Below are 20,753 nucleotides of genomic sequence, written 5' to 3' on the forward strand. Positions count from 1 at the left end.
TGGTTATGATTCCGGTTGAGCGTCATCAACAGATTCTGGCTCTGGTGGCAGAGCGCGGCGTAATGAGCATTAACGAGCTTACGGAGCGTTTTGGCGTGTCACATATGACCATTCGCCGGGATGTGCAAAAGCTGGAAGAACAGGGCGCGGTACTCTCGGTGTCGGGCGGTGTTCGTTCCGCTAACAGGCTGGCGAGCGAGCCCTCACATCTGACCAAAACGGCCCTGTTCAATGAAGAAAAAAAAGCCATTGGCAAGTTAGCCGCTCAGCTTATTCCGCCTGACAGCTGCATCTATCTGGATGCCGGCACCACCACGCTGGCGCTGGCGCGGGAAATTGCCGATCGGGAGGATCTGCTGGTCGTCACTAATGATTTTATGGTGACCAATCTGCTGATGGAGGCGAGTCGTTGTCGGGTGATTCACACCGGCGGTACGGTGTGCCGGGATAACCGCTCCTGCATTGGCGATGCGGCGGCACGCCACCTGCGTCAACTTGCGATAGATATCGCTTTTGTGTCCACCTCAAGCTGGGGGCTGCGCGGATTGTTTACACCGGATGAAGACAAGGTGGCGGTTAAACAGGCCGTGTGCGAGGTCAGCAGCAAACGCATCCTGCTCAGCGACAGCTCTAAGTACGATAAAATCGCGACGTGGCTGGCCTTACCATTGGAGAAGTTTGATGTGATCGTGACGGATGATCAATTGAATACCGCAGCACGAAATGCGTTACAGGCAGGAAGTTGGGAACTGATGATGGCCGGAAAAAACGAATAAGAACAGCCCTGCTCTGTCCCGTTATTGGGCACAGAGCAGGACCAGGGGGATTACACTTCTTCGCTAAACTGGGGAACCGGATTGCGGAAACTGCGGGTCACAAAGGCCAGGTAGAGAATACCAATGGCGGCCCAGATCAAGCCCAGAACCATCGAGCTCTGCTCCAGGTTAACCCACAGCGCACCAACGGTCAGCGCGCCCAGCATCGGCAGAACCAGATACTGGAAGTGATCTTTCAGGGTTTTGTTACGTTTTTCACGTACCCAGTACTGCGCAATCACCGACAGGTTAACGAAGGTAAACGCCACCAGCGCACCAAAGTTAATCAGCGCAGTCGCGGTAACCAGATCGAAGTTGATGGCCATCAGCGCGACGGCACCGACCAGAATCACGTTCAGTGACGGCGTGCGCCATTTCGGATGGATATAGCCGAAGAAACGCTCCGGGAATACGCCATCACGGCCCATTACGTACATCAGACGCGATACGCCCGCGTGCGCCGCCATGCCGGAAGCCAGTACGGTGACCACGGAGAAGATCAGGATACCGACCTGCAACGCTTTGCCCGCGACGTAGAGCATGATCTCCGGCTGTGAGGAGTCCGGCTCTTTAAAGCGCGAGATGTCTGGGAAGTACAGCTGCAGGAAGTAGGAGGCCACGATAAACATCAGGCCACCAATCAGCGCGGTCAGGAAAATCGCACGCGGAATGGTACGTTCTGCATCTTTCGTTTCTTCCGACAGCGAACTGATGCCGTCAAAACCCAGGAAAGAGAAACACAGGATGGTCGCTCCCGTAATCATCGGCACCACGTGGGCGTTTTCCGACCAGAACGGTTTGCTGCTTACCACTGTTCCTGCACCTTCACCGTGCGCCACACCGTAGATCACCATGGCAGTAATACCGACCATCACCACAACCTGCAGGATCACGATCACGCTGTTGAAGTTGGCGACGGTTTTGATTCCCTTAAGGTTGGAGAGCGTCATAAAGCCCACCAGCAGCACCACGAAAATCCACGAGGGGATACCTGGTACCAGGGTTTCAAAATAGTTTTTTGCCAGCAGGATGTTGATCATCGGCATGAACAGGTAGTCCAGCAGCGATGACCAGCCCACCATAAAACCGACGTGCGGACTGATTGCCTTTTGAGCGTAGGTATAAGCGGAGCCCGCAGATGGGAAGCGGCGTACCAGCTTACCGTAACTCACGGCAGTGAACAGAATCGCAATCAGGGCGAAAGCATAGGCGGTGGCAACGTGACCATCGGTCAGGCCCGACACAATACCAAAGGTATCGAACAGGGTCATAGGCTGCATGTAGGCTAAGCCCATCATGACGACCGGAAGTAAAGTCAGCGTTTTTTTCAGTTGGGCACGTTGTGGTGCAGCAGAGGTATTAAGCGACATGCTTCAGTCCTCCTTGCGCAGCAACCTGACTGGGTTGATTCACAAGGATACTGCGCATTAAGCGACAGGGAGTAAGGTTTGCGGCAGCGGCGCCGTAGTCATCACGAAAACGTGTACCAGCCTGCGCTGGCAGTGTGTTAAACAACCCCATCTTTACATCCTCAATCTCACGCGGGTGCGTGTTTTCAGTGTTTATCTATCCGGGTACGCGCCCGGCCTCGTTTGTGTCAGTGAAAATTCACTCTGTTGTAACATGCAAAAAAATAACCGACGCGGTGAGCGTCGGTTATGTTCTGAATTTGCAGGAGGCGTATTTTGCCCCAACCCAACGCATTATTTCAAGACGTTGTCGCAGAGAATGCAAAAAATTAATCAGGCATTCTTTAACATCCAGTCGATTTCTGTGGCAGTGATTAACCTTTCAAACTGCATTAGCTCATAATTTTTACAGCTAAACCACACTTTGGCAAATTTCTCACCCAGTAATTTTTGTAAAGGATAGCTGCTTTCAAACTCGGTAAGGGCATCACTTTGACGGATGGGTAACGCTAACCCTTCCGCCTCGTGACCATTGCCTTTAACCGGCTGCGGCAAAGGCAGTTGCGTATCCAGACCGTGCAACATGCCAGCTAAAATCGCGGACATCACCAGATAGGGGTTAGCATCCGCTCCCGCCACTCGATACTCGATTCGGCGGCTTTCAAGATCCCCACAGGGAATGCGCAACGCCACCGTGCGGTTGTTATGGCCCCACGAGGCCTGCAACGGCACGTACGCCTCCGGGACAAAACGGCGGAAGGCATTGACGTTAGGGGCTAGCAACGCCATGGAGGCCGGCATTAAATCGATCATACCGGCCAGGGTTCGCTTCAGCAGCGGAGAGTCGCTGCCGTCGTCGCAGGCAAAGGCGTTGTGATCGGCCGCGTCCAGCATACTGATGTGTACGTGCATCCCACTGCCCGCATAGTCTTCATAGGGCTTCGCCATAAAGGTAGCGGTCATACCGTGATTCTCAGCCACCTGCCGGATAAGGCGCTTAAGCTGAATGGCATGATCGCAGGCGCTCAGGACATCCCGGGTGTGATGCAGGTTAATTTCAAACTGCCCCGGTGACGCTTCCGCCAGCGCGCCGTCGGCAGGAATGCCCTGCAGGCGGGCCAGGGTATCGATATCCCGTAAGACTTCAGAGAAGTGATCAAGATTGTCCAGGGAATAGACCTGGCTCTGCATATTGCGATCGTCGCTGCCCGGTGCGCAGGGCGGCTGAATAAAACCTTCCGCGTCGCGCTTTTTATCGACCAGATAGAACTCCAGCTCTACCGCTACCACCGGAAACAGTCCACGGTTACGCAGCTGTTGCCACAGCCGGTTCAGGACATTTCGGGGTTCAACGTCAAAGGGAGTGCCATCTTGGTTGCACATGGTTAGCAGCAGTTGTGCAATGTGTTGCGGATCGGCGGCGGAGGGAACGAGCGTGCCGGGAACAGGAAGGCAAAGATTATCGGGCTCACCGAGGGATTGTCCCAGTCCGGCCTCTTCAACGGTGTTGCCAAGAATATCCATGGCAAAGACCGAGGCGGGAAAGTAGCAGCCCTTTTCCAGCTTAGCCAGCGCGGAGACGGGAATACGCTTACCGCGAAAAACACCATTTAAATCATTAAGTAAAATATCAACGTACTGGGTTTCAGGGTGGCGCTCCAGCCAGTTTTTAACCTCTTGCTGGAACGCGCTGGTTCGTCTCTCTTCACTGTGCAACGTGAAGTCTTCTACTTCTACCAGGTTAGTCATGATTTCATCCGCCTTTAACCACAAAATGGGAGTGCGTAATGCTCAAAAAAACCGCCACACCTCTAACATAGCGCTAACACAAAAAGTGTGCAAATGTAACAAATCTGTTTGAAGATCCGGCAGTGGGTTGCTAGATTGACAAAATATTGCACACTTAACCATCAGATATGCCCTTTTCGTCAAATATTTCGAACAGCTGTTGAGGGGGAAAGATGGGCATTATTTTTGACAAGCCGTTGATCGGCGTAGTGATGTGTCAGACGCATCATCACGGGCATCCGGTTCAGTCGGTGCACAATAAATATCTTGATGCCGTCGTTACCGCCGGTGGCGTGCCGCTTGCGCTGCCTCATCAGCTTATGGCTGCCCCTCATCTATCAGAAAACGCTATGGCTGCGCTGGACGGAATTTTACTGACCGGCAGCCCCAGCAACCTTGAACCCTGGCTGTATGGTGAAGCAGGCGAAGAACCCGACGCGGATGTCGGACGGGACAGGCTGGCCTTTAATCTGATCACACACGCCGTGGGTAAGCAACTCCCGCTCTTTGGCATCTGCCGCGGCATGCAGGAGCTGGTGGTAGCCAACGGCGGCGCACTTTACCGTCATCTTAATCAGCATCCACAGTTTCAGCGCCATCACGACGATGACGCTGCCCCGCTGTCGCAACAGTACGCACCTGCCCATGATGTGAATATTGAACCCGGAGGGCTACTGGCCGCGCTGCTCGGCCCGGCGCCGTTAATCGTGAATTCCGTTCATCATCAGGGGATACGCGAAACCGGGCCACAGCTGCGCATTGAAGCCCGGGCGCCAGATGGCCTGATTGAGGCGGTCAGCCTCAGCCGGCATCCTTTTGCGTTGGCAGTACAGTGGCATCCCGAGTGGCAGTTGAAACCCGCAACGCCGTCCTTTGCGCTGTTTAACGGCTTTATTCAGGCCGCGCGTCATTATCAACGGGAAAAGCAGCAATGAATGATGCGAATCAGGCTCCCGGACGTCGGCTGTCGCAAATTCGCCAGGCGATGGGATTATCTCAACGGCGCGTCGCTGAACTGGCTGGCCTGACGCACAGTGCCATCAGCACCATTGAGCAGGACAAGGTCAGCCCGGCGGTCAGCACGCTACAAAAACTGTTGAAAGTTTATGGTCTGTCACTGTCGGAATTTTTCTCCGAACCTCACAGCCAGGATGCGCCCAACGTGGTTGTCCGGCCCGAGGATCTGCTGGAGATCGGCAGCCGGGGCGTTTCACTGAAGCTGATTGATAACGGCACCCCAAAGCGCGCCCTGGGCATGCTGCTGGAGACCTATCTTCCCGGTGCCAGTACCGGGGAAAAACTGCACCACGCGGGCGAAGAAACCGGTACGCTGCTGGAAGGTCAGATCGTTCTGGAGATAAACGGCCAGCAATTTCACCTGTCTGCCGGTGAGAGTTACGTCATTGATACGGGCCTGCCGCACAGCTTTACCAACTTTGCCGATGTGCCCTGCCGCATCGTCAGTGCCCATACGCCCGCCAATTTTTGATGGGGGCCGTCTGCCAAGGAGCTAAATATGAATTATGTGGAAAATTACTACACCGCAACAATGAATCCACATGCGCCCTGGCCAGTATTACAGGAAAGCATTCAGTGTGACGTCTGCATTATCGGCGCGGGCTTTACTGGCCTGTCAGCCGGTTTGTTTTTAACCGAGGCGGGCTATGATGTGGTACTGCTTGAAGCCGCACGGGTCGGTTTTGGTGCCAGCGGTCGCAACGGCGGACAGGCAGTGAACTCCTACAGCCGGGATGTAGATGTGATTGAACAGCGTTATGGCAAAGACACCGCGAAAATGCTGGGCAGCATGATGTTTGAAGGCGGGGATATTATCCGCGATCGTATCGATCGTTATGCGATCGCCTGCGACTACCGCCCGGGTGGCATTTTTGCCGCCTTTAATTCTCGTCAGATGGCGCATCTGGCGAAACAAAAAGCTGCCTGGGCGCGCTATGGCAATCATGAGCTGGAACTGCTGGACGAACGGGGCATTCGGCGGGAAGTCGCGACAGAACGCTATGTCGGCGGATTACTCGACAAACGTGGTGCGCATCTGCATCCACTGAATCTGGCGCTGGGCGAAGCCGAAGCGATTCGTCGTCACGGCGGACGCATTTATGAGCATTCTGCTGCGTTAAGCGTTGACTATGGTGCGCCAAACCGGGTGAAAACAGCACAAGGTGAAGTGCGTGCCACTTTTCTGATCTTCGCGGGTAACGCCTATTTACCTTCGGAGCTGGAACCACGCCTGAGCCGGAAAAGCATGCCGTGCGGCTCGCAGATTATCGCGACCGAACCGCTGTCGCGCGATCGGGCGCTTGCGCTGTTACCCAATAACTATTCGGTCGAGGACTGTAACTATCTGCTGGATTATTTCCGCCTGACCGCAGATAACCGCCTGCTATACGGCGGCGGCGTCGTTTACGGCGCGCGGGAACCTGGCGACGTGGAGAAAATGATCCGTCCCAAGATGCTGCGCACCTTTCCGCAGTTGCACAACGTAAAAATTGATTTCGCCTGGAGCGGCAATTTTTTGCTGACGCTGTCGCGCATGCCGCAGTTTGGTCGGCTGGAAAACAACGTTTATTTTATGCAGGGCGACAGCGGTCACGGCGTCACCTGTACTCACCTTTCCGGCAAGCTTATCAGCGAAGTGCTGCGCGGCGATGCGGAGCGCTTCGACGCCTTTGCGAAGCTTCCGCATCTGCCCTTCCCTGGCGGACGGCGGTTTAAAGTGCCACTGACGGCGATGGGCGCCGCATGGTATGCGCTGCGCGACAGGCTCGGCGTGTAAATACCGGGTTGCGCGTGCAGGGCAGCGCCAGCGTTATTCCAGCGGCATTTTTTGGGGATCGTCGTAGCGGTACTCAAAACCCAGCTCATGACAGATACGCGAACCGTCTATCAGCTTACCGCTGTCGTCACTCGCCTCGGCGGCGAAAGTCGGCGGCGTCATGCCGAGCTGGCGTGACACGCCGGGATAAAAGTGCGCGCGGGACGGATGTTTCAGAGAGCACAGGTTAAAGGTCCGGCCGCCCCTGGGCGTTTGCAGCAGCAGCATGATCGCTTCCACCACATCATCAAGGTGAACCAGATTGACCCCGTGGGAACCGTTGGGTAGCGCCTGCTTACCGGCCAAAAAACGTCCCGGATGACGCTTAGGCCCCACCAGCCCCGCCAGACGCAGAACATCCACGCTGGTACCGGGCAGATCGTGCAGCCAGTTTTCCAGATCCACCAGCGTTTTGCCCGCTGTAGTTTCCGGCTGCAGCAGGCTTTTTTCCGTTTTGATCCCCGAACTGCCGCCGTACACGGAGGTTGAGCTGGTGAAAATAATGCGCGGTACGCTATGGGCCAACGCCGTGTCTACCACGTTTTGTACCCCCTGGACGTAGGCGTCCCCGCCCTCTGCCGTGCGACTGGCGGGTAAGGTAACGACCAGGGCGTCAACGTCGAACAGCACATCCAGATCTTCAGCATCGCAGATAAGGTCGGGCGTCAGTTCCAGTTGAAACGCGTCTAACCCGCAGCGACGGGCCGCTTCAACGCCATCCGGCGTGGTTTTGCTGCCGGTCACCTGCCAGCCTCGGGCGCTCAACGCCATGGCTAACGGCATGCCCAGCCAACCCAGTCCTACTATTGCGACCTTTTTCATGTTGTCTCCTGCTGCAGACTCAAAGATTCTTCCATCTTAAGCTCCCCCTGAGTTGCAAACCAGTTCAAAGTGTTTCGGCGCTTTGCGAATATCAACATTAAAAAAGAGTTGCCAATTTCAACTATCTTCGTTAGGTTAATTCCACACAAATGAATAAGATTTCATTAATCGAGAATTTTATGACACGCGTTCAGTTCAACCATCATCACCACCATCACCCTGACTAGTCTTTCAGGCGATGTGTGCTGGAAGACGTCTAGGATCTTCCAGTGGTGCGAACGCAAGAGAACCCCCGGAAGATCGTCTTCCGGGGGTTTTTTTATGGGCTGACGCAAATCAATCATTCAGGACAGGTCAATCAAGGGGACAGGAACAATGTTAGACAATAGCCGTTTACGCATAGCTATGCAGAAATCAGGTCGATTAAGCGATGATTCACGCGAGCTCCTGGCGCGCTGTGGTATCAAAATTAATCTTCAGCAACAGCGTCTGATCGCCTTTGCGGAAAATATGCCTATTGATATCCTGCGGGTGCGCGATGACGATATTCCGGGACTGGTGATGGACGGCGTAGTGGATCTGGGCATTATCGGCGAGAACGTGCTGGAAGAAGAGATGCTGGACCGCCGCGCGCAGGGCGAAGACCCGCGTTACTTCACGCTACGTCGCCTGGATTTTGGCGGCTGCCGCCTGTCGCTGGCAATGCCGGTTGATGACGAATATACCGGCCCACAGTGCCTGAATAACGCCCGTATCGCCACCTCCTATCCTCACCTGTTAAAGCAGTACCTCGACAAGCAAGGCATCAATTTTAAATCCTGTTTATTAAACGGCTCGGTCGAAGTGGCCCCGCGTGCCGGTCTGGCCGACGCCATCTGTGATCTGGTGTCCACCGGCGCGACGCTGGAAGCGAACGGCCTGCGCGAAGTCGAAGTCATCTATCGCTCGAAAGCCGTGCTGATTCAGCGCGACGGCGAGATGCCAGCGGCCAAGCAGGAGCTGATTGATAAAATGATGACCCGTATTCAGGGCGTGATTAAAGCGCGCGAATCCAAATACATCATGCTGCACGCGCCGAGTGAGCGTCTGGAAGACGTGATCAGCCTGTTGCCTGGCGCCGAGCGCCCTACCGTTCTGCCGCTGGCGGGCGATGTCAGCCGCGTGGCGATGCACATGGTAAGCAGTGAAACGCTGTTCTGGGAAACCATGGAAAAACTCAAAGCGCTGGGTGCCAGTTCAATTCTGGTGTTGCCAATCGAAAAAATGCTGGAGTAAACGATGAGCAGAATCATGACGCCCGTGAACTGGGAAGCCTGCAGCAGCGAGGCGCAGCAGGCGCTGTTGGCACGCCCTGCGCTCGCCTCGTCTGAGAGCATCAGCCAGATCGTGCGCGATGTGTTGGTCAGAGTGAAAGAGGAAGGCGATGCGGCTTTACGAGAATTCAGCGCGCGCTTTGACAAGATTGAAACAGACGACCTGCGCGTTACGCCACAGCAGATGCAGGCGGCCAGCGATCGCCTTGGTGACGAGCTGAAACAGGCGATGGCCGTGGCCATTGGCAATATTGAAACCTTTCACCGTGCGCAGATCCTGCCGCCGGTGGATGTGGAAACGCAGCCCGGCGTGCGCTGTCAGCAAATTACGCGCCCGATGAAATCGGTGGGCTTGTATATTCCGGGCGGTTCTGCCCCGCTGTTTTCTACCGTTCTAATGCTGGCTACCCCGGCGCGGATTGCGGGCTGTGGTCGCGTGGTACTGTGCTCGCCCCCGCCGATTGCTGATGAAATTCTCTACGCGGCCAAACTTTGCGGTGTGGAAGAAGTGTTCCAGGTGGGTGGATCACAGGCGATTGCCGCCCTGGCCTTTGGCACCGAAAGCATCCCTAAGGTAGATAAAATTTTTGGTCCGGGCAACGCGTGGGTTACCGAAGCCAAACGTCAGGTCAGCCAGTGCCTTGATGGCGCGGCGATTGATATGCCCGCTGGCCCGTCGGAAGTGCTGGTGATTGCCGATGAAGGTGCCACACCGGCCTTCGTTGCCTCTGATCTGCTGTCGCAGGCGGAACACGGCCCTGACTCGCAGGTGATTTTACTGACGCCTTCGCTGGCGCTGGCCGAGCGCGTCGCCGAGGCGGTGGAGGATCAGCTGGCCCAGTTGCCACGTGCGGCGACAGCCCGCCAGGCACTGGAAAGCAGCCGCCTGATCGTCGCCCGGGATATGCAGCAATGCATTGCGATCTCCAACCGCTATGGTCCGGAGCACCTGATTCTGCAAACCCGCACGCCACGGGATCTGGTGGAACAGATTACCAGCGCCGGTTCGGTTTTCCTGGGCGACTGGTCACCGGAATCCGCAGGAGATTATGCTTCGGGCACCAACCACGTGCTGCCGACCTATGGCTACACCGCGACATGCTCCAGCCTGGGCCTGGCCGACTTTCAGAAACGCATGACGGTACAGGAGCTGACGCCGCAGGGCTTCCTGAACCTGGCGGCGACCATCGAAACCCTGGCGGCCGCTGAACAGCTGCACGCCCACAAAAATGCCGTCACGTTGCGCGTTGCCGCACTCAAGGAGCAAGCATGAGTCAGGAAATTGAACAGCTGGCACGCGCCAACGTGCGTGCGCTGACGCCCTATCAGTCAGCTCGCCGCCTGGGGGGCAATGGCGATGTCTGGCTGAATGCCAACGAATTCCCGCTGCCGGTGCCCTTCGAGCTGTCGCAGCAAACCCTGAATCGCTACCCGGAGTGCCAGCCGAAACAGGTTATCACCCGCTATGCGGCCTATGCCGGGCTTACGCCAGAGCAGGTACTGGTCAGCCGTGGCGCAGATGAAGGCATTGAGCTGCTGATGCGTGCCTTCTGCGAGCCGGGCAAAGATGCCATTCTTTTCTGCCCGCCGACCTACGGCATGTACAGCGTCAGTGCCGAAACCATCGGCATTGAATACCGTACCGTTCCGGCGCGGGAAGACTGGCAGTTAAACCTGCCCGCCATCGCCGAACAGCTGGACGGCGTGAAAGTCGTTTATATGTGCAGCCCGAATAATCCCACCGGTAATCTGATCGACCAGGACGCTATCCGTCAGCTGCTGGCTATGACCGCCGGAAAAGCCCTGGTGGTGGCGGATGAAGCCTATATTGAATTCTGTCCCGAGGCGACGCTGGCGGGCTGGTTAAAGGATTACCCGCACCTGGTGATCCTGCGTACGTTATCAAAAGCCTTCGCGCTAGCGGGCCTGCGCTGTGGCTTTACGCTGGCCAATAAGACGGTTATCGATCTGCTGATGAAAGTTATTGCGCCCTATCCGCTTGCCACCCCGGTCGCCGACGTGGCAGGCCAGGCACTGAGCGAAGAAGGCATTGCCCTGATGCGTCAGCACGTAGCCGAGCTGAATGCCAATCGCAGCTGGCTGTTTGAACAGTTACCGCGGATTCGCGCGGTCGAGCAGGTATTTCCCAGCGAAACCAACTATATTTTGGTGCGCTTTACTGACTCGCCCAGGGTATTTAAAACCTTGTGGGATCAGGGCATTATTTTGCGTGACCAAAACAAGAACCCCGGCCTTGCAGGCTGTCTGCGTATCTCTGTAGGAACCCGAACAGAGTGCGAGCGCCTGATCGCCGCGCTGCAAGCCTTATCTCTGGAGTAAGCATGAGTCAGAAGACCCTTTTTATTGACCGCGACGGCACGATTATCTCTGAACCTCCGCAGGATTTTCAGGTAGATCGGATGGATAAGCTGGCGTTCGAACCTGATGTTGTCCCCGCCTTACTGGCATTACAGGACGCGGGCTATCAGCTGGTCATGATCACCAATCAGGACGGCCTGGGCACGGACAGTTTTCCTCAGGCCGATTTTGATGGCCCGCATAATCTGATGATGCAGATTCTGGCTTCCCAGGGCATTCGCTTTAGCGATATTTTGATCTGTCCCCATAAGCCAGAAGATGACTGCGACTGCCGCAAGCCAAAAACCAAAATGGTGGAAGCCTGGCTGGCAGAGGGCGCTCTCGACACGGCTCAGAGCTATGTGATTGGCGACCGTCAGACCGATATTCAGCTGGCCGAGAATATGGGCATTCAGGGTATTCGCTATGGTGCAGAAGGTCAGGACTGGAAGGCCATTCAGCAGCAGCTGACGCAACGCGATCGTTACGCACTGGTGCAGCGCAACACCAAAGAAACCCAGGTTCGCGTTGAACTGTGGCTGGATCGCGAAGGCGGCAGCAAGATTAACACCGGTGTGGGCTTCTTTGACCACATGCTGGATCAGATTGCGGTGCACGGCGGCTTTCGCATGAATATCGAAGTGAAAGGCGATCTGTATATCGACGACCACCACACGGTTGAAGATACCGGTCTGGCGCTGGGCGAGGCATTGCTGAAAGCCCTGGGCGACAAGCGCGGCATTGGCCGTTTTGGTTTTGTGCTGCCAATGGACGAGTGCCTGGCGCGCTGCGCGCTGGATATCTCTGGTCGTCCACATATCGAATTCAAAGCCGAATTCAGCTACCAGCGCGTGGGCGATCTCAGCACGGAGATGGTGGAACATTTCTTCAGTTCGCTGTCCTACGCCATGATGAGTACCCTGCATCTCAAGACGAAAGGTAAAAACGACCATCACCGCGTAGAGAGCTTGTTCAAAGCCTTTGGCCGCACGCTGCGCCAGGCCATTCGCGTTGAGGGAAATACCCTGCCGAGCTCGAAAGGAGTGCTCTGATGAACGTGGTGATCCTGGATACGGGCTGTGCCAACCTGTCGTCGGTAAAATGGGCTGTTGAGCGTCTGGGCTACGCGCCGGAAGTCAGCCGTCATCCTGACGTGGTGCTGCGCGCCGATAAGCTGTTTTTGCCGGGCGTGGGAACCGCGCAGGCCGCGATGAACCAGCTGCTGGAGCGCGAGCTGATTGAGCTGGTCAAGGCCTGTACGCAACCGGTATTGGGTATTTGTCTGGGTATGCAACTGCTGGGCAGCCACAGTGAAGAGAACGGTGGCGTGCCGACGCTGGGCATTATCGACCATCCTGTCTCGCTGATGGATACACAGGGATTACCGCTTCCCCACATGGGCTGGAACCAGATTACCGCTCAGGCGGGCAATCATCTGTTTCGCGGCATCGACGAAGGCAGCTATTTCTATTTCGTCCACAGCTATGCCATGCCGGTGAATGCCAGCACCATTGCCCAGTGCCACTATGGCCAGGCCTTTACCGCCGCAGTGCAGAAAGATAACTTCTTTGGCGTGCAGTTCCACCCGGAACGCTCTGGCAAAGTGGGCGCACAGTTGCTGAAAAACTTCCTGGAGATGTGATGATTATCCCCGCTTTAGATTTAATCGATGGCAAGGTCGTGCGCCTCCATCAGGGTGATTATGCGCAACAGCGTGATTACGGCAGCGATCCGCTGCCCCGGTTGCAGGACTACGCCGGCCAGGGGGCAACGGTATTGCACCTTGTTGATCTGACCGGTGCCAAAGATCCGGCTAAACGCCAGATTGCCTTACTGAAGAAGCTGCTCAACGGCGTTGAGGCGGTCGTGCAGGTTGGCGGCGGTATCCGTAACCGGGATGACGTAAAAGCGTTGCTGGATGCCGGTGCCAGCCGGGTGGTGGTCGGTTCGACTGCCGTCAAACAGCCTGAGGAAGTCAAAGCCTGGTTTAACGAATTTGGCCCGGACGCCATCGTGCTGGCGCTGGACGTGCGCATCGATGCGGCGAACCGCAAAGAGGTCGCCATCAGCGGCTGGCAGGAAGCGTCCGGTATCACGCTGGAAGAGGTCATCGAACAGTTTCAGCCCGTTGGCCTGAAGCATGTTCTGTGCACAGATATTTCCCGTGACGGTACGCTCAGCGGTTCTAACGTCGACCTGTATAAAGAAGTGACCGCACGTTTTCCGCAGATCGCGTTTCAGTCTTCGGGCGGTATTGGTGAACTCAGTGATATTGCCGCCTTACGCGGTAGCGGCGTTCAGGGCGTGATTGTCGGACGTGCGCTGCTGGAAGGCAAATTTACAGTTTCGGAGGCAATAGCATGCTGGCAAAACGGATAATTCCCTGTCTTGATGTACGCGACGGTCAGGTGGTTAAGGGCGTTCAGTTTCGCAACCATGAAATTATTGGCGACATCGTGCCGCTGGCGCAGCGCTATGCGGGAGAAGGTGCCGATGAACTGGTGTTTTATGATATCACCGCCTCATCGGACGACCGCGTTGTAGACAAAAGCTGGGTTTCACGCGTGGCGGAGGTTATCGACATTCCTTTCTGTGTGGCCGGCGGCATTAAAACCCCGGAAGATGCGGCCCGGATTCTGGAGTTTGGCGCGGATAAAATCTCCATTAACTCCCCTGCTCTGGCCGATCCTTCGTTGATTACCCGCCTGGCTGACCGCTTTGGCGTGCAGTGCATTGTGGTGGGCATTGATACCTGGTTCGATGATGCCAGCGGTAAATATCACGTTAACCAGTATACGGGCGATGAATCCCGGACGCGCGTCACCCAATGGGAAACGCTGGACTGGGTACAGGAAGTGCAAAAGCTGGGCGCAGGCGAAATTGTCCTGAATATGATGAATCAGGACGGCGTACGCAACGGCTATGACCTGGTGCAGCTCAAGAAAGTCCGTGACGTGTGCAAGGTGCCGCTGATTGCTTCTGGCGGAGCCGGTACCATGGCCCACTTCCTTGAGGCCTTTGAGCAGGCCAACGTTGACGGTGCCCTTGCGGCTTCGGTGTTTCACAAACAGATTATTAATATCGGCGAGCTGAAACGCTTTCTGATCGACAACGGTGTGGAGATTCGCGCGTGTTAACTGAACAACAGCTGTCCCGGTTAGACTGGGAAAAGACCCAAGGCATGATGCCGGTTATCGTCCAGCACAACGTGTCGGGTGAAGTTCTGATGCACGGTTATATGAATCAGGATGCGCTGAATAAAACCCTGCAGGACGGTAACGTGACGTTTTTCTCACGCACCAAAAACCGCTTGTGGACCAAGGGTGAAACCTCAGGCCACTTTTTGCAGGTCGTCAGCATCACGCCGGACTGCGACAACGACACGTTGCTGGTGCTGGCGAACCCGATTGGCCCAACCTGCCACTTAGGCACCTCCAGCTGCTTCTCGCCTGCTGCACCGGACTGGACGTTCCTTTATCAGTTGGAACAACTGCTGGCCTCGCGCAAAAGTGCCGATCCGGACAGCTCTTACACCGCGAAACTCTATGCCAGCGGCACCAAGCGCATCGCGCAGAAAGTCGGTGAAGAAGGCGTTGAAACCGCACTGGCGGCGACGGTGAACGATCGCGAAGAGCTGACTAACGAAGCCTCGGATCTGATCTATCATCTGCTGGTTTTGCTACAGGACCAGGATTTAGATCTCAGCACGATCATCAGTAATCTGCGCGCCCGTCATAAATAACGGTGCAATATACTGCTCAGAATTCCACTTTTATGCGGATTCTGAGCAGTATCCTTCTCAAAAAATTAATTAAACGCTATTATTGAGCATAATGTTGCTCAACAGGAGTTGTCATGCTCACACTCCAGCTGTTTATTAAGGGCCGCTGGCATGATGCTGCCCAGCTCAATATCCAACATCCCCACCAGGGACGTGAAAGTCCCGCTTTACTCGCCTATAACTTTGACTACGCTGTTGAATATCTTGATCGGAATGATTATGCCAGCTGCAGTCTGAATTACCCGGTCATGCTTATTGGCAGCTATGCGGCTCGTCCGTGGTTTACCTTTCTGGATGACATTATGCCTGCAGGTGCCAGTAGACGTTACTGGATTCAGCAGCTTGGGTTACAGGGAAAGTCTGCCGCTGAGCAGGATTTCTGGTTGCTGAAATCTGGCACAATTGCACCAGTGGGAAACCAGCGCATCAAAGAGTCGATACCCGCGTTACCCGCGCAAAGTCAGCTACGTGACCGACGTTTTCCGTCTGAATGGGCCATCGAACGTGACAGTGATTTTCTGGCGTACGCTCAGCAAATGGGTGCAGCCAGCGGTGGAGCGACCGGGGCTGGCGGTGAAGCGCCAAAACTCTTATTGCGCTATACGCCACAGGATGAGGTATGGATAGATACTTGGCAGGACGATGTACACAATCAGGATGCGCATTATCTGGTGAAGTATCCGCGCGGCGCGCGCAGCGCGATCGATTGCGACATACTTCGCGCCGAATACCACTACTATCATGAATTAGCGTCGATGGGTTTCGACACCATTCCCTGTGAAAAAATGAAGTTGTGTGAAGGTAGCCGTTATCCTTCCTTATGGTTACCCCGCTTTGATGTGTCTTACATCGCGGGCGAAAAAGTGATGTATGGTCTGGAATCTGTCTATTCAATAATGCGAAAACCGCCAGGCAGCTATCTCAATCATTTTGAGGTAATTAGCACGCTGATTACACACCTTAATCCTGACAGACGCGCGCAAGAGGCGTTCGTCATTGAGTGGGTAAAACGTGACATGCTGAATATTGCGTTTGGCAATTCTGATAATCATGGTCGTAACAGCGCGATTCTGAAAAAGGACACCGGCATGTGGCTTGCACCCATCTATGATTTTGCGCCGATGAAAGCGGATCCTGAAGGCGTGGTACGCACGACGCAATGGGGGGCGCCTTTTGAGGAGGGGGGACAATATCAATGGCAACAGATTGCTGCCGCATTGGATGACCTGGTGCCATCGGACAGATTACTGGCTGAGCTGGCCGTACTGGCCCGACAGCTTATCGGACTCAAAGAGCGTCTGCTTCAGCGAGGTATACCAGCATCAATTCTGACTATGCCGGCTCTTGGGTTTGATTATCTGGATCAGCGTATTGAAGGCTGGCAACTATGAAGAAAACGCTGTCACCGTTTGAACGTGAGGCAATGCTGCTAAACCTTCTTCAGCAGTTTCTTGAAGAAAAATTGTCACAGGGTGAACTCCTGATGCAGCTTCGCAAAAACGTGCTGGGATTTTCACAGGAACGCTATGCAGCGCTGGCAGGAATTAGCCGCCGGACACTATCAGATATCGAGCAGGACAAAGAAAATACGACCCTGAGTACGCTCAACCGGGCCTTAAGACCGCTGGGTCTGAAAACTGGCGTGCTACCGCGTCAACCACATATGCTGCAGACACTGATGCTGCAACTCACTGCTCAGGAAGAGAACCGTGACTACTCATGAAAAATTAATTGCCCTACTCGACCAAAATCGCGCACGTTATCGCCTGATGCAGCACGAAGCGACCGGCAAATGTGAAGCGGTGGCAACGATTCGTGGCACGGAAATCGGTCAGGGTGCAAAGGCGTTGGTGTGCCATGTGAAAGGCAATGGGATCAAACAGCATGTTCTGGCGGTACTGCCCGCCGACCAGCAGGCCGATCTCAGTAAAGTGGCCTTAGCGGTGGGAGGACGTCGGGCATCCCTTGCCTCGCCTGCGGAGGTCGATGCGCTGACGGGCTGTGTATTTGGTGCGATTCCCCCGTTCAGTTTTCATCCTGATTTGCTGCCGATAGTCGATCCGCTGCTGTTTGAACGTTACGATGAGATTGCGTTTAATGCGGGCGTGCTGGACCACTCAGTGATCCTGAACATCAAGGATTACCGTGCACTTTGTGGGGCTAACACTGTGAAAATCATCCTCTAATTGCCATCATCCCGGTCGAAAGGTACTCTGCGTAATACAACATTACGACAACAGAAGATCTGAACTATGGCAACGAAAACCCTCAAAATTCGCCTGCGCGCTGCGCTTGCACTGGCCGTGCTTGCTGGTTGCGCATTCGGCGCACAGGCAAAAATCGAACAGGTCCGCTTCGCCGTCGATCCCACCTATCCGCCTTTCGAATCAAAAACCCCGCAGGGCAAACTGGTAGGGTTCGATATCGACTTAGGCAACGCCCTGTGTGCACAAATGCAGGCGAAGTGCGTGTGGGTGGAAAGTCAGTTCGACGGCATGATCCCGGCACTTAAAGCCCGTAAATTCGATGCCATCCTGTCTGACATGGGCATTACAGAAGAGCGTTTGAAGCAAATAGACTTTACCCAGCCGCTTTACGATACCCACGCTCAGCTTATCGCACGCAAAGGGTCTGGCCTGTTACCGACGCCAGAGTCGCTGAAAGGGAAAACGGTGGGTGTTGAACAGGGCACGGTGCAGGAACGTTATGCCCGCGCAAAATGGCAGCCGCATGGCGTGACTGTGGTGCCTTACGGCGATCAGGCTCAGGTGGAAAGCGATTTAGTGGCCGGACGCCTTGACGCGGTCTTTACCGACGCGGCGCAGGCCGCCAATGGTTTTCTGAAACAGCCGCAGGGCAAAGATTTTGCGCTGGCAGGCCCGATTGTTCAGGATCCGATTATTGGACCGGGCACGGCGATTGGTCTGCGTAAAGGGGATGCCGAGCTGAAGACCGCGCTGGATACAGCCTTTGATGAAATTAAGAAAAATGGCACCTTTGATAAGATTCAGAAGCGCTATTTCTCAACCGATATTTCGATTCAGAAGTAACGTCATGGCGGGCTTTTTCGCTCTCCTGCCTGTGCAGGGCTATACTCAATGACTTTATGGGCGGCCCTTGTGCCCTGAACCGACAAAAGGACATTAACACGGTATGTACCAACAACATCACCCCTTGTTAAGCGCCTCTCTCGGCACCCAGCGTGAAATTATCAGTTTTCATTTTGGCGATGACGCTACGCGACAGGTTTATATCCAGGCTGCCTTACATGGCGATGAAATACCTGGCATGGCGGTTGCGTGGTACCTGAAACAACGTCTGCAAACGCTGGAGTCAGCCGGACGGTTAAAAGCCTCTTTCACCCTGATCCCGGTTTCAAATCCTATTGCGCTAGGCCAGCACTGGCATGGCAACCATTTGGGACGCTTCCATACGCAGACTGGACAAGACTTTAACCGTAAGTTTCCATCACTCGGCACCACGCTGGCTAACGATCTGGCTGGCGTACTGACGCCAAACGAAACCCAAAACAAGCGACTGATTCGTGATGCAATCGATCGCTACTACCGCGATACCGTACCGAAAACGGAGCTGGAAGCGCAGCGGTTCACGCTCATGCGCATGGCGAGCCAGGCGGATTTAATGATCGATCTACACTGCGACTGGGAAGCCCTGCCGCACCTCTATACCACACCGCACGCATGGCCTGCGGTCGAACCGCTGGCACGCTGGTTAGGTAGTGAAGTTCAGCTGCTGGCACAAGTTTCCGGCGGGGAGCCATTTGATGAAGCCTGTTGTGAGCCCTGGCTGACGCTGGCAGAACGTTTTGCCGAACAGTTCCCCATGCCGCAGGGTTTATTACCCGTAACCCTTGAACTCCGTGGCGTACGCGACGTGTCGCCAGAGCAGGCGGAACAGGATGCCGATGCGATTATCAGCGCGCTGCAGGAATCGGGCTACATTACCGCCGATGAGGCTGCCGTTTCTGTCGAGGTCGCGGCACCGGTGATTGGCGGGGATGAGCTGGTATCCGTCGCCAGCGGAGGCGAAGATTTAGTCGGCGTTGATGAGAGCGGTACAGGACTCGGGGCTCCGGGTCTTGCTCAGGCTGCCGATGAAAGCAGGATTATTAAGCAGCGTCACACCGAGGGTACGTCAGCATCATCACCTGCGCTGAAAAATCCGCCCACCCCGCTTGCCGGTTGCGAATACGTTCACTCGCCCGTCTCGGGACTGATTCTGCATCGTAAACCGCTGGGCGCCCTTATCAGGCCAGGTGAAGTGGTGGCGGAGATTGTCGATCCGGTAACGGACCATATCACGCCACTGGTGGCGGAGTTTGGCGGGATACTTTATGCCCGGCACTGGGCCAGATTTGCCACGGCAGGGATGCTGGTGTTGAGGCTGGCGGGAGAGAAGTCGGTGCGGAGTGGGGATTTGTTGGTTTAAAATGGCATTTAATCATAATAGAATGCGTAATTATCTTCTTTTAGATTAGATCATTGATAAACGAAGTTATATGGCTCAAGCCTGAGCACAGAAAATAAAAGGTTGGTCAAAATACAGGCCAACCTTTCAAATTTTTACAGGCCCCGATTACGATAAATAATGAGTGAATTACGCCCAATAACTATAAATGATCCTAGAAGCGCGCCAATTATAAATGCAAGAATCAAAGCTAAGCCTTTTTTAGGACTAACGCGTTTAAGTGGTAAGTCAGGCTGCGAGATGTAACGAAAAGACTGTAGGTTATCAACCTCAATTTTTAAATGCGTGACAGCAAGTAAAGCACGTTGCGCGTCATAATATTCTTTGCTGAAATCTAATGGTTTGGAGTTTTCATTCTCTACCATAGCTTTAAGTGCATCACTCCCCAATAAATATAAAGTATCATCAGAAAGAAACTCTGCCTGATTAACTTGTAACTTACCTACATTAGATGCATCGGCGATTTTCAAAGCCTGTTTTATGACATCAAGACGGTGCTCTTTTTGGTTCAATGCAACTTGCTTATAAGTATCTAAGGTATTGGTGAGCTCACGTGTTTTAACGCTTAAATTTCTTTTAATATCATCGCCATAGTCTTTAACAACCTCATCGTTGACCTGGGAAATATATTGAGTCAGTTGCATTTGGGCTTCTCTTGCGCTTTGTCCGACAAATGAAATGCTTACCGCGTCGTCACTACCCTTGACGGGCGTTAAAGTCAACGTTAGAGGCTTTTCAAGGTTAGCGAGAGCCCCAGCTAACGCGCTCATTGAAGCAGTAAAACGATTAAACATTTGAGTTTGGAGCCCAGTGAGCGAAGGTTTATCCTGCGGAGAGTCAGCATAAACGATACTCAATGCAGCATTGTAATTCGCGACCTGCCCAGCGGCAGGAAGAGTTACCGTCGATGTAGAAACCCACTTTTCTTTCACGACGTTGATGTAAACCAAACCAATTAAAACAGAAATAATAACGGTAACAATGATTACAACCTTACCGCGCCATAGCTGTAAGACTAAATCAAATAAATCAATATCGGAATCAGGCTGCTCTTTCACGTACCCACCATGTAAGGATGAATGCTCGTCGTTTGTATTGCTTTTATTAGTCATAAATTCATTAATTCAGCTCGAATTACCTTTAATT

Annotated in this window: 22 protein-coding genes and 1 other annotated feature; of the genes, 18 read left to right on the forward strand and 4 right to left on the reverse strand. The window is 54.4% G+C overall.

Translation table 11 applies throughout. The annotated features are described in order from the left end of the window. The first annotated feature begins 5 nt into the window (after window positions 1–5). Window positions 6–776, forward strand: a complete 771-nt coding sequence (gene ygbI, locus DFO57_RS13250) for a DNA-binding transcriptional repressor YgbI (protein ID WP_110015409.1) — start codon at window positions 6–8, stop codon at window positions 774–776. A 50-nt stretch (window positions 777–826) separates the two neighbouring features. Here the strand turns inward: ygbI and DFO57_RS13255 are convergent, their stop codons facing one another. Then, the gene (locus DFO57_RS13255) at window positions 827–2,185 is read right to left on the reverse strand and encodes an APC family permease (protein ID WP_013026340.1); all 1,359 of its coding nucleotides are present in this window, start codon (window positions 2,183–2,185) and stop codon (window positions 827–829) included. A 372-nt stretch (window positions 2,186–2,557) separates the two neighbouring features. After that, window positions 2,558–3,976, reverse strand: coding sequence for a glutamine synthetase family protein (locus DFO57_RS13260; protein WP_181134497.1), 1,419 nt, complete (start codon window positions 3,974–3,976; stop codon window positions 2,558–2,560). A 209-nt stretch (window positions 3,977–4,185) separates the two neighbouring features. On the opposite strand from DFO57_RS13260, the gene puuD reads away from it, so the two are divergent. From puuD to DFO57_RS13275, 3 genes are read left to right on the forward strand one after another with little or no spacing between them, the layout of a single operon-like run. Next, the gene (puuD, locus tag DFO57_RS13265) at window positions 4,186–4,947 is read left to right on the forward strand and encodes a gamma-glutamyl-gamma-aminobutyrate hydrolase (RefSeq protein WP_013026342.1); all 762 of its coding nucleotides are present in this window, start codon (window positions 4,186–4,188) and stop codon (window positions 4,945–4,947) included. Continuing rightward, the gene (puuR, locus tag DFO57_RS13270; RefSeq protein WP_110015410.1) at window positions 4,944–5,501 is read left to right on the forward strand and encodes an HTH-type transcriptional regulator PuuR; all 558 of its coding nucleotides are present in this window, start codon (window positions 4,944–4,946) and stop codon (window positions 5,499–5,501) included. Before puuD ends, puuR begins: the two co-directional genes overlap by 4 nt. A gap of 27 nt (window positions 5,502–5,528) precedes the next feature. Next, a complete protein-coding gene (locus DFO57_RS13275; RefSeq protein WP_013026344.1) occupies window positions 5,529–6,806 on the forward strand; it encodes an FAD-binding oxidoreductase in 1,278 nt (425 codons plus the stop codon). Window positions 6,807–6,839: 33 nt separating this feature from the next. On the opposite strand, the gene DFO57_RS13280 is transcribed toward DFO57_RS13275, so the two are convergent. Next, window positions 6,840–7,667: an SDR family oxidoreductase gene (locus DFO57_RS13280; RefSeq protein WP_110015411.1), complete on the reverse strand. Its 828-nt coding sequence runs from the start codon at window positions 7,665–7,667 to the stop codon at window positions 6,840–6,842. A gap of 179 nt (window positions 7,668–7,846) precedes the next feature. On the opposite strand from DFO57_RS13280, the gene hisL reads away from it, so the two are divergent. The 14 genes from hisL (at window position 7,847) to DFO57_RS13350 (ending at window position 19,568) form a co-directional block, all read left to right on the forward strand. Beyond that, a complete protein-coding gene (hisL, locus tag DFO57_RS13285) occupies window positions 7,847–7,894 on the forward strand; it encodes a his operon leader peptide (RefSeq protein WP_100396937.1) in 48 nt (15 codons plus the stop codon). Then, window positions 7,870–7,990: a sequence feature (His leader region), on the forward strand. Its footprint overlaps the gene before it by 25 nt. A gap of 52 nt (window positions 7,991–8,042) precedes the next feature. Further along, on the forward strand, window positions 8,043–8,942 hold the full coding sequence (hisG, locus tag DFO57_RS13290; RefSeq protein ID WP_013026346.1) for an ATP phosphoribosyltransferase: 900 nt from the start codon (window positions 8,043–8,045) through the stop codon (window positions 8,940–8,942). 3 nt (window positions 8,943–8,945) lie between these two features. Continuing rightward, window positions 8,946–10,253: a histidinol dehydrogenase gene (gene hisD, locus DFO57_RS13295; protein WP_110015412.1), complete on the forward strand. Its 1,308-nt coding sequence runs from the start codon at window positions 8,946–8,948 to the stop codon at window positions 10,251–10,253. Continuing rightward, entirely contained in the window at window positions 10,250–11,320 is a 1,071-nt protein-coding gene (gene hisC, locus DFO57_RS13300; RefSeq protein WP_013026348.1) for a histidinol-phosphate transaminase, read from the forward strand. Before hisD ends, hisC begins: the two co-directional genes overlap by 4 nt. A 2-nt stretch (window positions 11,321–11,322) precedes the next feature. Beyond that, window positions 11,323–12,390, forward strand: coding sequence for a bifunctional histidinol-phosphatase/imidazoleglycerol-phosphate dehydratase HisB (hisB, locus tag DFO57_RS13305; RefSeq protein ID WP_014594058.1), 1,068 nt, complete (start codon window positions 11,323–11,325; stop codon window positions 12,388–12,390). After that, on the forward strand, window positions 12,390–12,980 hold the full coding sequence (gene hisH, locus DFO57_RS13310; RefSeq protein WP_013026351.1) for an imidazole glycerol phosphate synthase subunit HisH: 591 nt from the start codon (window positions 12,390–12,392) through the stop codon (window positions 12,978–12,980). Before hisB ends, hisH begins: the two co-directional genes overlap by 1 nt. Beyond that, window positions 12,980–13,717, forward strand: a complete 738-nt coding sequence (hisA, locus tag DFO57_RS13315; RefSeq protein ID WP_014594060.1) for a 1-(5-phosphoribosyl)-5-[(5-phosphoribosylamino)methylideneamino]imidazole-4-carboxamide isomerase — start codon at window positions 12,980–12,982, stop codon at window positions 13,715–13,717. Before hisH ends, hisA begins: the two co-directional genes overlap by 1 nt. After that, window positions 13,699–14,475, forward strand: a complete 777-nt coding sequence (gene hisF, locus DFO57_RS13320) for an imidazole glycerol phosphate synthase subunit HisF (protein WP_110015413.1) — start codon at window positions 13,699–13,701, stop codon at window positions 14,473–14,475. Before hisA ends, hisF begins: the two co-directional genes overlap by 19 nt. Next, complete coding sequence (gene hisIE, locus DFO57_RS13325; protein WP_013026354.1) at window positions 14,469–15,080, forward strand: bifunctional phosphoribosyl-AMP cyclohydrolase/phosphoribosyl-ATP diphosphatase HisIE; 612 nt, start codon at window positions 14,469–14,471, stop codon at window positions 15,078–15,080. The genes hisF and hisIE overlap by 7 nt, the downstream gene beginning before the upstream one ends. A gap of 113 nt (window positions 15,081–15,193) precedes the next feature. After that, a complete protein-coding gene (locus DFO57_RS13330) occupies window positions 15,194–16,510 on the forward strand; it encodes a type II toxin-antitoxin system HipA family toxin (protein ID WP_014594062.1) in 1,317 nt (438 codons plus the stop codon). Next, entirely contained in the window at window positions 16,507–16,842 is a 336-nt protein-coding gene (locus tag DFO57_RS13335) for a helix-turn-helix domain-containing protein (protein ID WP_110015414.1), read from the forward strand. The genes DFO57_RS13330 and DFO57_RS13335 overlap by 4 nt, the downstream gene beginning before the upstream one ends. Continuing rightward, entirely contained in the window at window positions 16,829–17,305 is a 477-nt protein-coding gene (locus DFO57_RS13340) for a YbaK/prolyl-tRNA synthetase associated domain-containing protein (RefSeq protein WP_014605469.1), read from the forward strand. Before DFO57_RS13335 ends, DFO57_RS13340 begins: the two co-directional genes overlap by 14 nt. Before the next feature lie 66 nt (window positions 17,306–17,371). After that, window positions 17,372–18,169, forward strand: coding sequence for an ABC transporter substrate-binding protein (locus DFO57_RS13345; RefSeq protein WP_014605468.1), 798 nt, complete (start codon window positions 17,372–17,374; stop codon window positions 18,167–18,169). Between the two features lie 103 nt (window positions 18,170–18,272). Then, window positions 18,273–19,568, forward strand: a complete 1,296-nt coding sequence (locus DFO57_RS13350; protein WP_110015415.1) for a succinylglutamate desuccinylase/aspartoacylase family protein — start codon at window positions 18,273–18,275, stop codon at window positions 19,566–19,568. A gap of 134 nt (window positions 19,569–19,702) precedes the next feature. On the opposite strand, the gene wzzB is transcribed toward DFO57_RS13350, so the two are convergent. Further along, window positions 19,703–20,719, reverse strand: coding sequence for an LPS O-antigen chain length determinant protein WzzB (gene wzzB / locus DFO57_RS13355; protein WP_064374034.1), 1,017 nt, complete (start codon window positions 20,717–20,719; stop codon window positions 19,703–19,705). Between the last annotated feature and the right edge of the window lie 34 nt (window positions 20,720–20,753).

Source organism: Pantoea sp. AG702 (assembly GCF_003182295.1).
Classification (GTDB): Bacteria; Pseudomonadota; Gammaproteobacteria; order Enterobacterales; family Enterobacteriaceae; genus Pantoea; species Pantoea ananatis.